This window comes from Photobacterium damselae subsp. damselae (assembly GCF_038086725.1).
GTDB classification, from domain to species: Bacteria; Pseudomonadota; Gammaproteobacteria; order Enterobacterales; family Vibrionaceae; genus Photobacterium; species Photobacterium damselae.
Genome location: NZ_CP146970.1, coordinates 2781324 through 2793541, shown reverse-complemented (window position 1 = coordinate 2793541; position 12218 = coordinate 2781324). Strand labels below are relative to the sequence as shown.

At 41.8% G+C, this 12218-nt stretch carries 12 protein-coding genes and 1 other RNA gene; 7 read left to right on the top strand and 6 right to left on the bottom strand.

Annotation, left to right across the window (positions count from 1 at the left end):
* Positions 1 to 100: 100 nt before the first annotated feature.
* The 4 genes from epd to mscS all read left to right on the top strand — a co-directional run bounded on the left by epd (position 101) and on the right by mscS (position 4829).
* Positions 101 to 1141 (top strand): erythrose-4-phosphate dehydrogenase, encoded by a 1041-nt coding sequence (gene epd, locus WAX86_RS12675; RefSeq protein ID WP_341488871.1) that lies wholly within the window; start codon positions 101 to 103, stop codon positions 1139 to 1141.
* A gap of 74 nt (positions 1142 to 1215) precedes the next feature.
* Positions 1216 to 2379, top strand: coding sequence for a phosphoglycerate kinase (locus tag WAX86_RS12670; protein ID WP_065170679.1), 1164 nt, complete (start codon positions 1216 to 1218; stop codon positions 2377 to 2379).
* Positions 2380 to 2519: 140 nt separating this feature from the next.
* A complete protein-coding gene (fbaA, locus tag WAX86_RS12665) occupies positions 2520 to 3596 on the top strand; it encodes a class II fructose-bisphosphate aldolase (RefSeq protein WP_044174442.1) in 1077 nt (358 codons plus the stop codon).
* A gap of 348 nt (positions 3597 to 3944) precedes the next feature.
* Positions 3945 to 4829, top strand: coding sequence for a small-conductance mechanosensitive channel MscS (gene mscS / locus WAX86_RS12660; protein WP_005297712.1), 885 nt, complete (start codon positions 3945 to 3947; stop codon positions 4827 to 4829).
* Positions 4830 to 4915: 86 nt separating this feature from the next.
* On the opposite strand, the gene WAX86_RS12655 is transcribed toward mscS, so the two are convergent.
* A complete protein-coding gene (locus WAX86_RS12655; RefSeq protein WP_107200415.1) occupies positions 4916 to 5446 on the bottom strand; it encodes a YbaK/EbsC family protein in 531 nt (176 codons plus the stop codon).
* 246 nt (positions 5447 to 5692) lie between these two features.
* Here WAX86_RS12655 and WAX86_RS12650 point away from each other — a divergent pair, with 246 nt between their 5' ends.
* Positions 5693 to 6421, top strand: coding sequence for an oxidative stress defense protein (locus tag WAX86_RS12650; protein ID WP_238071315.1), 729 nt, complete (start codon positions 5693 to 5695; stop codon positions 6419 to 6421).
* A 72-nt stretch (positions 6422 to 6493) separates the two neighbouring features.
* On the opposite strand, the gene serA is transcribed toward WAX86_RS12650, so the two are convergent.
* The 5 genes from serA to zapA form a co-directional block, all read right to left on the bottom strand.
* Positions 6494 to 7723 (bottom strand): phosphoglycerate dehydrogenase, encoded by a 1230-nt coding sequence (gene serA / locus WAX86_RS12645; RefSeq protein ID WP_005297718.1) that lies wholly within the window; start codon positions 7721 to 7723, stop codon positions 6494 to 6496.
* A gap of 290 nt (positions 7724 to 8013) precedes the next feature.
* Complete coding sequence (gene rpiA, locus WAX86_RS12640; RefSeq protein ID WP_005297720.1) at positions 8014 to 8673, bottom strand: ribose-5-phosphate isomerase RpiA; 660 nt, start codon at positions 8671 to 8673, stop codon at positions 8014 to 8016.
* Between the two features lie 201 nt (positions 8674 to 8874).
* Positions 8875 to 9456 carry a 5-formyltetrahydrofolate cyclo-ligase gene (locus tag WAX86_RS12635; RefSeq protein WP_138242691.1) on the bottom strand — a complete coding sequence of 194 codons (582 nt, stop codon included), beginning with the start codon at positions 9454 to 9456 and terminating at the stop codon, positions 8875 to 8877.
* 133 nt (positions 9457 to 9589) lie between these two features.
* A non-coding RNA gene (ssrS, locus tag WAX86_RS12630) (6S RNA) lies at positions 9590 to 9772 on the bottom strand.
* A gap of 8 nt (positions 9773 to 9780) precedes the next feature.
* Positions 9781 to 10083 (bottom strand): cell division protein ZapA, encoded by a 303-nt coding sequence (zapA, locus tag WAX86_RS12625; RefSeq protein WP_036763220.1) that lies wholly within the window; start codon positions 10081 to 10083, stop codon positions 9781 to 9783.
* 326 nt (positions 10084 to 10409) lie between these two features.
* Between zapA and WAX86_RS12620 the strand changes: the two genes are divergently transcribed.
* Together WAX86_RS12620 and ubiH are read left to right on the top strand one after the other, a co-directional pair.
* Complete coding sequence (locus WAX86_RS12620; protein WP_036763222.1) at positions 10410 to 10985, top strand: YecA family protein; 576 nt, start codon at positions 10410 to 10412, stop codon at positions 10983 to 10985.
* Between the two features lie 43 nt (positions 10986 to 11028).
* Entirely contained in the window at positions 11029 to 12216 is a 1188-nt protein-coding gene (ubiH, locus tag WAX86_RS12615) for a 2-octaprenyl-6-methoxyphenyl hydroxylase (RefSeq protein ID WP_341488870.1), read from the top strand.
* Positions 12217 to 12218 lie beyond the last annotated feature (2 nt).

Below are 12218 nucleotides of genomic sequence, written 5' to 3'. Positions count from 1 at the left end.
TATCTGTTGTTACAATAAATAATCATTAGTTCACAATTTAAGTGATAATCTCTTTTCGATGTTATACACTAACGCCGCTTGGTATTTTTGTAGCACGGATATGACACTAAGAGTCGCAATTAACGGATTTGGTCGCATTGGTCGCAGTGTATTAAGAGCACTGTACGAAAGTGACAAATACCGACATATCAACGTCGTGGCAGTCAATGAATTGGCTGAGCCAGAAGCTATGGTTCACCTTTTACAATATGATTCCAGCCATGGACGATTTACAAAGCCTGTCTCATACGACCGGGAGCATCTTGTTGTCACTCATGAAAATGGTCAACAAGACCGTATCGCTATTCTCCATCATGATCAGATAGAACAACTTCCTTGGCATCAATTGGATGTCGATATTGTCTTAGATTGTACCGGTGTCTACGGTTCACGTCCTGATGGCTTAGCTCATATTGATGCTGGCGCGCGCAAAGTTCTTTTTTCTCATCCTGCTACTCATGATATCGACAATACCATTATCTATGGTGTTAACCATGACTCTCTAACGCCATCGCAGCGTATTGTTTCTAACGGTTCTTGCACCACCAATTGTATTGTTCCAATTATTGATGTTCTTGATAAAGCCTTTGGCATTGAATCAGGAACTATTACCACGATTCATTCGGCAATGAATGATCAACAAGTGATTGATGCATATCATCCAGATTTGCGCCGAACTCGAGCTGCAAGTCAGTCTATTATTCCAGTTGATACTAAACTTCATCTTGGAATTGGCCGTATTTTCCCGAAATTTTCTGACAAATTTGAGGCGATCTCTGTGAGAGTGCCCACAATTAACGTGACCGCAATGGATTTAAGCGTTACTGTTAAAACAAATTTGAAAGTTAATGACATAAATCAATCACTATCAAATGCTTCTCGTTGTACATTAGAGGGCATCATCGATTATACAGAAGCACCACTGGTTTCGATTGACTTCAATCACGATCCCCATAGCGCGATTGTTGACGGTACTCAAACCCGTGTCAGTAATCAGCATTTAGTTAAAGTGCTGGTGTGGTGTGATAATGAATGGGGCTTTGCTAATCGTATGTTAGATACTGCGTTAGCAATGCACGCTGTCGGCTATTTGGACAGCTAACGAAGGATTATAGGGTTTGGCAGTGACGCTAAACCGACAAAACTTTAACTTTAATAATGTTGAGAGGACAAACCATGTCTGTAATCAAGATGACTGACCTGGATCTAGCAGGTAAACGTGTATTCATCCGTGCTGACCTTAACGTGCCAGTAAAAGATGGCAAAGTAACTTCTGATGCTCGTATTCTTGCATCTCTACCTACTATCAAGCACTGCCTAGAAGCGGGCGCTAAAGTAATGGTTACTTCTCACCTAGGCCGCCCAACTGAAGGTGAATATGCAGAAGAGTTCTCTCTACAGCCAGTAGTTAACTACCTAAACGATGCACTAGATTGTGACGTTAAACTAGCTAAAGATTACCTAGACGGCCTAGAGCTAAACGCAGGTGAGCTAGTTGTTCTTGAAAACGTTCGTTTTAACAAAGGCGAGAAGAAGAACGAAGACGAGCTATCTAAGAAATATGCAGCTCTTTGTGATGTATTCGTAATGGATGCATTCGGTACTGCTCACCGTGCACAAGCATCAACTTACGGTGTTGGTATGTTCGCGCCAATCGCGTGTGCTGGTCCTCTACTAGCTAACGAACTAGAAGCACTTGGCAAAGCAATGGATAACCCAGCTCGCCCAATGGTTGCTATCGTTGGTGGTTCTAAAGTTTCTACTAAACTAACTGTTCTTGAGTCTCTATCTAAGATTGCTGACCAGATCGTTGTTGGTGGTGGTATTGCAAACACATTCATCGCAGCAGAAGGCAACGATGTTGGTAAATCTCTATACGAAGCAGATCTTATCGACACAGCTAAAGAGCTTATGGCTCAAACTAGCATCCCAGTTGCAACTGACGTTGTATGTGCAAAAGAGTTTTCTGAGTCTGCAGAAGCGACAGTAAAAGCAGCAACTGAAATTGCCGCTGATGACATGGTACTAGATATCGGTCCTGACTCTGCAGCAGAACTTGCTCGTATCATCAAAGATGCAAAAACTATCCTATGGAACGGCCCTGTAGGCGTATTTGAAATCGACCAATTTGGTAAAGGTACTGAAGTTGTTGCTAAAGCAATCGCAGAATCTGAAGGTTTCTCTGTAGCAGGTGGTGGTGATACTCTAGCAGCTATCGACAAGTACGGTATTAAAGATCAAGTATCTTACATCTCTACTGGTGGCGGTGCGTTCCTTGAGTTCGTTGAAGGCAAGAAACTTCCTGCAGTTGAAATGCTTGAGACTCGCGCTAAAGCATAATGATTCTGGCGCGAAAGCTTAGTCTTTCGCGCTTTAATCGTTTGTGAATCATATCGGCTTCGACTAAAATAGGAGCCTATCGCAAACGATTGCACAGATTTTTATTTTAAACAGACAACAAGGCAAATAGGACTATTGTTATGTCTAAGATCTTCGATTTCGTAAAACCTGGTGTTATTTCTGGCGATGACGTTCAGAAAGTATTTGAAGTAGCAAAAGAAAACAAATTTGCTCTTCCAGCTGTAAACGTAGTTAACACTGATACAATCAACGGTGTTCTAGAAGCTGCTGCTAAAGTTAAAGCTCCAGTTATCGTTCAGTTCTCTAACGGTGGTGCTGCATTCTTCGCTGGTAAAGGTCTAAAACTTGAAGGTCAAGAAGCACAAATTAAAGGTGCTGTAGCTGGTGCTAAATATGTTCACGCTATCGCTGAAACTTACGGTGTGCCTGTAATTCTTCACACTGACCACGCTGCTAAGAAACTTCTTCCATGGATCGACGGTCTACTAGACGCTGGTGAAGAGTTCTTCGCTCAAACTGGTAAGCCTCTATTCTCTTCTCACATGATCGACCTTTCTGAAGAGTCTCTAGAAGATAACATCGCAATCTCTTCTAAGTACCTAGAGCGCATGGCTAAGATGAACATGACTCTAGAAATCGAACTAGGTTGTACTGGTGGTGAAGAAGACGGCGTTGACAACTCTCACATGGATCAGTCAGAGCTTTACACTTCTCCAGAAGACGTTGCATACGCATACGAGAAACTACACGCTATCAGCCCACGTTTCACTATCGCTGCATCTTTCGGTAACGTACACGGTGTTTACAAGCCAGGTAACGTTGTTCTTACTCCAACTATCCTACGTGATTCTCAAGCATACTGTTCAGAGAAGTTCGGCCTACCTGCTAACTCTCTAAACTTCGTATTCCACGGTGGTTCAGGTTCTACTGAAGCTGAAATCCAAGAGTCTATCGGTTACGGTGTTATCAAAATGAACATCGATACTGATACACAGTGGGCAAGCTGGGATGGCGTTCGTAAGTTCGAAGCTGAAAACCACGACTACCTACAAGGTCAAATCGGTAACCCAACTGGTCCTGACGCTCCTAACAAGAAGTACTACGATCCACGCGTATGGCTACGTGCAGGTCAAGCTTCTATGGTTGCTCGTCTTGAGAAAGCATTTGCAGACCTTAACGCAATCGACGTACTATAATTTAGCTTCTTGCTGATTATATAATCGAAAACGTGAAAAAGGCTCATCGTAAAGATGAGCCTTTTTTTATATCTAAAACAAAAGCTTAAAAACATTTAATCAGTAAATATCACTATTTTTATTTTAATTTATCAAATCTACTGAATTTTTTACTACCCTTGATCGTGCAAAATATCAATAATAGTGATCTATGACAGATATTTGACAGTCGTTGAAAAAAACGCTGTTATATTAGGACGAGCCTTCCGCTGGCTATAGTCCTCATCACTCTGATTGCCACAGTAGGATGATTGACTATCACTAGCGATGCTTTCTTAACTAACTATAATTTTTAGAGAGTAATGATCAATGAGTGAGAACGTTGCAGAAAAAGTGGTAGATAAAATCACTGATAATTCGCTAACTGATGGCGTAATGCACGCGGGCAATTGGATTGCTGATAACCAAGATCTACTAATTCAATACGCAGTAAACCTAGTTTCAGCATTGCTGATCCTATTTATTGGTAACATCGCAGTGAAAATGATCGCTGGCGGTGTAGCTAAAATGCTACGTAAAAAAGATATGGATAATGCTGTTGTTGAGTTTATCCATGGTCTAGTTCGCTACACTTTATTTGTGATCGTTCTGATTGCAGCACTTAGCCGAGTTGGTGTTCAAACTGCATCTGTGGTTGCGGTGATCGGTGCAGCAGGTCTTGCTGTGGGTCTTGCTCTTCAAGGCTCTTTATCTAACTTTGCTGCTGGCGTATTGATTGTTGCTTTCCGTCCATTTAAATCAGGTGACTTTGTTGAAGTTGCAGGTGTTTCTGGTTCTGTTGAATCTATCCAAATTTTCTCAACTGAACTTCGCACTCCTGATAACAAGACGGTAGTGGTGCCAAACTCCTCAATTATTGGCAACCCAATCACTAACTACTCTCGTAATGCGACTCGCCGTGTTGATTTAACTATTGGTGTGTCTTACAAGGCCGACCTTCAGCAGACTAAAGAAGTATTAACTCGCGTAGTTAAAGCAGATGAGCGTGTACTTCAAGATCCAGAACCAACAATCGGTGTGGTTGCTCTTGCTGACTCATCTGTAAACTTTGTGGTTCGTCCATGGGTGAAAACTGCTGATTACTGGGCTGTATACTTCGACCTAACTCAAGCAATTAAAGAAGAGCTTGATAAAGAAGGCATTGAAATTCCATTCCCACAAATGGATGTACACCTAAATAAAATTGAAGGCTAATTCTAATTAGTTAATAAAAAAGGAGCTGATTTCAGCTCCTTTTTTTTGATCTTTACTATGTATCCGGTAAATTCAAGTTACAGGATTTAGAGCGTTGTTATTGATTCTGATTTATCGGGTGTAAGTAATACGACAGGATTGTTTAGTTGACCTAAAAGTAGAGGAAGTTGCTCGGTTGCAAAGGCAAAAGTATGATCAGGTTTTCCTGGAGTAAACATAATTTCTTGATAATTGTAGATATCAGGATCAACCAGTAACGTGATATGTTGAGGTAGGGCAAACGGACAAACAGCACCCGGTACACAATGGATTTGTTCTATCATTTCTTCATCACTGCACACAGAAACACGCTTGCCAATGGCTTGTTTAATTTGCTTACTATTGAGGCGGTTATCTCTATGGGTCAGCAAAAGGCAATAGCCTCCGCCTTTTATTTTTAGGAATAAGCTTTTGGTTGGTGCCGCTGTCCAGCCTAAACGCTCTGCTACAATAGCATCGGTTGTAAAGTCTAAGATATCTTCATGTTGCCATTCTTGGTATGGGATACCCGCTTGATTAAATAGCGTCCAGTTTGCTTGATATAGAGTATCAAGTTTTTTTTGCTGTTCTGTAGGCAAAATCTATCCTCCTGTGATTAACCCTAATGTATACCCAAGTAATTTCAAATATATCTTACCTTGAGTATCTAAGTGGTATCTGTGATCCATTCCTAAATCAAAACTGAACAATGTTCATAATTTCTTTGCGTAGAAGAAATTTTTTTGTTAGTTTGAGGAGGTATCAAGCAGTTTTATTGATGGTTTACCTACCTTCCACTTATAACAAGACTGTGGAAATAACATTAGGATATAGAGGATATTTATATGAAAAAAACAGTACTTGCTGCCGTATTAAGTATGTCATCTTTGCTATCTATTAATACAATGGCTGCGGATCTGTCCTTTCCTCATCTTGAAACTCAAGGATCGGGTGAAATTGTAGTTCAGCCAGATATGGCTATTTTTTCTGTTCGTGTGGTTGAGACCAAAGCAACAGCAAAAGAAGCGAAAGAAGCTGCAGACAGTGCTGTCGCTAAATTTGTAGAGCGTTTAACTCAAGTTGGCGTTGAACGTAGCGATATCAACAGCGCTAATATCAACCTAACACCACAATATAAATATCCTAAAGACGCTAAGCCTGAGTTAACAGGCTATAAAGCATCGCGCCAAGTTACCGTGACAGTTCATGCGCTTGATAAGCTCAATACCTATTTAGATGATGCGTTAGGTGATGGTATTAACCGTATCGATAATATTCAGCTAAAAGTGGCTGATGAAGCTAAGTATCAAGAACAAGCTCGTCAGGCTGCAATCAAAGATGCGATCTCAACCGCTAAGTCTTTAGCTCAGGGCTTTGGTGATAGCTTAGATGGGGTATGGCAGATCTCATATCGTAATGACTATCGACCTCAACCATATATGGTGAATTTTGCTGCTGCGCCTCGTAGTGCAATGGCCGATGAAGCTGCGGTCAATGCCAGTTATAACGACGCATCCATTAAGATCCGTGATGAAGTCAATGTGATCTTTAAGCTTAAAGATAGTGCTCAATAATTATATAGCGCGAAGATAAAGGGGGGGGGGAGAGTTGATGCTCTCCCTTTTCTATTTGTGTCTGTCTGGCACTTAATGAAGAATTCGAGCGCGAATGGTTCCTTCAATAGCCTTTAGTTTTTGTAGTGCTTGCGGTGCATGTTCGGTTTCTACATCGATAACAACATAGCCAATCTCAGGGCCTGTTTGCAGGAACTGTGCTGCGATATTGATACCATCATCGGCAAAAATAGCTGTGATCTGATTTAGGATTCCAGGTCTATTTTGATGAATGTGTAGCAAGCGAGAACATTCACGCTGTTCGGGTAGAGATACTTCAGGAAAACCAACTGCAGATAGGGTTGAGCCGTTATCAGAGTATTTCACCAGTTTTCCAGCGACTTCCAAGCCGATGTTTTCTTGTGCTTCTTGAGTTGAACCGCCAATATGAGGTGTCAGCAATACGTTATCATATTGCATTAAAGGTGACTCAAATGGGTCATTGTTTGTTTTCGGCTCAACTGGGAATACATCAATAGCCGCACCTGCAATATGCTTACTTTCTAGAGCCGAGCATAATGCATCAATTTCAACGACTGTACCTCGTGCTGCATTAATGAAAATCGCTCCTGGTTTCATGCGGGCAAATTCATCGGCTCCCATCATATTTTTGGTTTCTGGCGTTTCTGGTACATGAAGGCTGATCACATCGCATTTATTTAGCAGCTCGGTCATAGAAAGCACTTGAGTTGCATTACCTAGTGACAGTTTATTTTCAATGTCGTAATAGTAGACGCGCATACCAAGATTTTCAGCCAAGATACCAAGCTGAGTACCAATATGACCATAACCAATAATACCAAGGCGTTTACCGCGCGCTTCAAAGGATGCATCGGCAGACTTAAACCATTCACCTCGATGGGCTTTAGCATTTTTCTCTGGAATGCCTCGAAGCAGTAATAGGATTTCACCTAAGACTAATTCGGCCACGCTGCGAGTATTGGAAAACGGGGCATTGAAAACGGGGATGCCGCGGCGGGTTGCGGATTTGAGATCAACTTGATTGGTACCGATACAGAAGCAGCCAACAGCTATTAGTTTATTAGCAATGGCAAAAACATCATCGCTAAGTTGAGTACGAGAACGAATACCGACAAAGTGCGCATCTTTAATCGCCTCGCGTAACTCATCGTCAGCAAGAGAGCCTTTATGATATTCAATATTGTTGTAACCTGCTTGTTTAAAAACCTCAACTGTTGATGGGTGCAATCCTTCTAATAAGAGGATCTTTATTTTATCTTTATTGAGAGATACTTTAACCATGTTGTTCTTATCCTTAAAAACATAAAGTATGAAAGCATCATAGATTCAATCGAGTTTGATCGTTTAGTCGGTGTATCGGAAATCTTGTGAGATTGGCAAACCCGGTTAGCGTCCATATCGATTAAAACTGTGATCGCTGTTGCTAACTAAGGTATCAAAAAATAATCAACTAGGGTAAGAACATTACAAAAAAGAGTATAAAAAACGGCATAAGCAATATCTTTAGTGATAAAACTATGCCGTTTTGTAATTAAGCAACATGATGAGCAGGATTGTGCTCGTTTGTTAGCTTATTTTTCTACTTTTTTTACACCGTCAGGTGCGCCAACTAATAAGATATCAGCACCACGATGAGCAAATAAACCGACAGTTACTACACCTGCAATACCATTAATTGCATCTTCCATCGCTTTTGGATTGGTAATTTGCATATTATGAACATCAAGAATAATGTTACCGTTATCGGTTGTAACACCTTGACGGTAAACTGGATCACCACCTAGTTTTACCAATTCGCGCGCAACATAAGAACGAGCCATTGGGATCACTTCTACAGGTAGGGGAAATTGACCAAGTACGTCTACTTCCTTGGTGTTATCTACGATACATACATATGTTTTCGCAATGGCTGCTACGATCTTCTCACGAGTTAACGCTGCGCCACCGCCCTTAATCATGTCAAATTCGCCATTGATTTCATCGGCACCATCAACATAGATATCTAGGCTTGCAACTTCATTTGCATCAAATACTGGAATACCAATTTGTTTAAGGCGCTCGGTTGATGCAACTGAACTTGATACAGCACCTTTAATTTCTTCTTTACGAGTGGCAAGAGCATCGATGAAGTGATTGACGGTTGAGCCTGTACCTACACCGACAATGCTGCCTTTCTTAACGTATTCCAGTGCAGCCCAGCCAGCAGCTTTTTTCATTTCATCTTGTGTCATGCTTTTCTCCTAGTGATGACCCATATATGCGAAGTAGCAATTATAACTAAGAGTAAGCACTACGTCAGGAGATAAATTGCGCTTTTCGCAAAACATAATCTTGCTAAAAAACATAATCTTTTTAATAACATAAACTTAAGAATTTGTTTGTGGCACAAAAAAATACAAACGTTTGCGTAAAGGCGTTAAATAATACCCTGATTACCAAATATGGTGTTGTGTGGGTGTAATAATTTGAGGTAAGGGAACATCCCACACTTCAGAGGGAAGGGCTTGAACTTGTTGGCAATGATGTGCTAACCCGATTGGCATAGGGCCCTCTTTATGGGTATGCCAATGTTGCAAAGTTCGATCATAGTAGCCGCCCCCCATTCCTAATCGTTGTCCTTGCTGGTCAAAAGCCACTAAAGGGGTCGCAATCAGATCCAGTTGCTGAGTTGGAATAACATGCTCAATATTGAGTTTAGGCTCGGAAATGCCGTATTTATTGCAAATAAGCTGGCTGTGAGGCGAATAGTGTAAGAACAGTAAGTGTCCTTTAGAAAAAGGGTGTAGCACCGGAAGGTAAACTTGTTTGTGTTGTTGCCATAGCCAATGAATGAGTGGGGTAGTATCAATCTCACCGTCATTAGACAGGTATAAAGCAATATGTTGAGCTTGGCTAAAGCAAGATGCATTTTGGCACTGTTGCAACAGTTGTTGTGCTGCTTCTTGTTGCTGTTGGGTGGACAATTGACGTCGCTTTTGCCGTATTTGTTGGCGAAGTTGTTGCCGTAATAACATGATAATTCATCCCTGATTGCGCACAGATTCATACAACTAGCGCTTAAAATAGAATTTGCTTGGATCTAATAATAATGATTAGAGATCAAAGAAAAATAGCAGGGAAAGCAGTAACAGAAAAGTAATAAGAAAGGTGTACCCCAGGGTGCCGTTGCGAATTGTGGCCCTTGAACCAGAAGTTCAAGGTGGATCTACAACACTAACCGTAGGCTTCTCAGTACGAGCTGAGCATGCTCAGTAGCTAATAAAAGTAGATCCTGGGTATTTGCTTATCGGCTCGGGGACGTTAATCCGCTGACGCACACCCCAGGGTTAATTCCATTATCAACGCTTTGGTTGATTTTGCAATGCTTTATCTAAAAAATCTGTGAGCGCGGTAATACGATTGGATAAATTTGAATCACCTAGTTGCTTTTGCTGGCGCTCTAAATGCAATTCATTGCAAATATTAAGACCTGTAAACAGTAATAGCTGCTCAACATTGGTCAAACGGGTACGATCCGACAGATCCTTCAAGCGCTGATCAAAATCGGCTGCTGCAGCATGTAACGCTTCTTCTTGACCTGCAGGGCAATTCACCTTTAGCTTACGGCCCATTACTTGAATTTCAATTGCCTGAGTACTCATAAAAAATCTTGTTTAGCTCCTGCCATAATGGGTAATCATTTGGCTTGTAATTGGCTCTAACTATAGAAAAAGCCTATGCAACAATCAAGTATCCTGACCAAGGCTTGACGAGGATTCGATACTGACTTAACAGTTCTTAAACAGTGGTTATTTTATATTGCTTTCATATTGTCTAATCATTAGGCAATTACAGCCCGCTACTTAGCTTACCTTGCTAAAAATACCCATCGGCTTGGTTGGGGATTTTCGCTCTCTAATGGTAGCATGGAGGCATTCATTTCGATGCTGGAACTTCAAACATCCAGTTAGTGTAAAAGGTAAAGAAAATGACAGACATGACATTACCCTCGTACGAAACGGCAGCAGCAACATTAAAATCTTATCAGCTTGCGGTTTCTCCAGCTGAACTTCATGGTTTACTCACGGGTATGATCTGTGGTGGCTTGGCGCTTGATAATCAAATGTGGTTAGGTCCTGTGTGTGATTATGCTAATGAAGGTGAGCCTTTAACTGATGGGGCGAAAACCTTTACTGAAACCCTATTTGCGACAACCTCTCAAGAACTGGTTGGTGGCGATTTTGACTTTACGTTACTACTTCCTAGCGATGAAGCTGATCTGTTTGAACGTGCTGAAGCATTAACTGAGTGGGTCAGCAGCTTTATGTCAGGTTTTGGCTTAGTTGGCGTTAATACTAGCCAGCTTCCTGAGGCCGTAACAGAAGCTCTGGCTGATTTACGTGATATTACTCAGCTAGGTATTGATGAAGATGATGATATGGAAGAGCAAGCGGCATTATTTGAACAAGTGACAGAGCATGTTCGTATGTGTGTGCTGACCTGTCATGCGGAATTAGGTCAATCCGTAGTTGATGAAAACGACTCTAAGCCGACGCTACACTAACAATAAAAATAGAGCGGTGTTGGTCATTTAAGAAGGATAGAAAGTGAAGCAGTTTGATGTGGTTATTGCTGGTGGTGCAATGACTGGTGCAACCTTAGCCATCGCACTGGATAAATTAAGTAGCCAAGGGTTATCGGTTGCTGTCGTTGAAGCTGTTGCTCCTCAGTTAGATCAGCATCCGGGCTTTGATTCTCGGGCGATTGCATTATCTTACGGCTCAAGTGAGATTTTACAGCAGTTGGGAATGTGGGCGGAGATTGCTCCTGTCGCCACTGCAATTAAAGATATTCATGTTTCTGATCGAGGTCATGCAGGACGAGTTGATATGTCGGCTCAAGAGCAGGGCGTCGATGCCTTAGGTTATGTGGTGGAATTAGCGGATATTGGCCAAATATTCCATCACAAATTAGCTCAACTTAGCTCTGTCACACTCTATTGTCCCGACTCTGTTGCTGAGATTGAGCGTGATGTTCAAGGTTGTACGATCACATTATCTTCGGGGCAGCAACTTCGTACGCAATTATTGGTTGCCGCCGATGGTGCGCTTTCTCACTGCTGTGACATGGTCCATATAGGGCGTACGGAGCATGATTTTGATCAGCTAGCGGTTATTGCCAACATCACAACTGAGCAAGCACATCAAGGGCAAGCGTTTGAACGTTTTACCGAGTTTGGGCCTATTGCATTACTGCCAATGTCTCAAGGACGCAGTTCATTAGTGTGGTGTATTAATCCTGAACAACAACATCAAGTTATGAGTTGGTCTGATGATGATTTTCTTTCTCAGTTACAAGCTGCATTCGGTTGGCGATTAGGAAAGCTTCAACACACAGGAAAACGCGCCTGTTATCCTCTGTTGTTGCGGCAAAGCGGTCAAATAACCTCACACCGTGTCGCTGTGGTTGGTAATGCGGCTCAAACGCTTCATCCAATTGCCGGGCAAGGATTTAACCTAGGTATTCGTGATGTGATTTCGCTTGCTGAGGAAGTCGCGTATCAATATCGTCATCATCATGATGTGGGTAGTCAAAGTGTACTGAGTCGCTATCGTCAGCGTCGAGAAAACGATAGACAACAAACTGTTATGATGACAACAGGTTTGGTTCATCTCTTTGCTAATCACTATGCACCATTAGTTGTTGGTCGAAATTTAGGATTGATGGCAATGAACGCTTTTCATTCATTACAAGCACCGCTGCTGCGTCGTGCGATGGGACAGGTAGAACGATAATT

Bases quoted from the DNA above. Each gene is read 5' to 3' on its own strand.
- epd (WP_341488871.1), top strand. From the start codon at position 101: ATGACACTAAGAGTCGCAATTAACGGATTTGGTCGCATTGGTCGCAGT.
- WAX86_RS12670 (WP_065170679.1), top strand. From the start codon at position 1,216: ATGTCTGTAATCAAGATGACTGACCTGGATCTAGCAGGTAAACGTGTA.
- fbaA (WP_044174442.1), top strand. From the start codon at position 2,520: ATGTCTAAGATCTTCGATTTCGTAAAACCTGGTGTTATTTCTGGCGAT.
- mscS (WP_005297712.1), top strand. From the start codon at position 3,945: ATGAGTGAGAACGTTGCAGAAAAAGTGGTAGATAAAATCACTGATAAT.
- WAX86_RS12650 (WP_238071315.1), top strand. From the start codon at position 5,693: ATGAAAAAAACAGTACTTGCTGCCGTATTAAGTATGTCATCTTTGCTA.
- serA (WP_005297718.1), bottom strand. From the start codon at position 7,723: ATGGTTAAAGTATCTCTCAATAAAGATAAAATAAAGATCCTCTTATTA.
- rpiA (WP_005297720.1), bottom strand. From the start codon at position 8,673: ATGACACAAGATGAAATGAAAAAAGCTGCTGGCTGGGCTGCACTGGAA.
- WAX86_RS12635 (WP_138242691.1), bottom strand. From the start codon at position 9,456: ATGTTATTACGGCAACAACTTCGCCAACAAATACGGCAAAAGCGACGT.
- zapA (WP_036763220.1), bottom strand. From the start codon at position 10,083: ATGAGTACTCAGGCAATTGAAATTCAAGTAATGGGCCGTAAGCTAAAG.
- WAX86_RS12620 (WP_036763222.1), top strand. From the start codon at position 10,410: ATGACAGACATGACATTACCCTCGTACGAAACGGCAGCAGCAACATTA.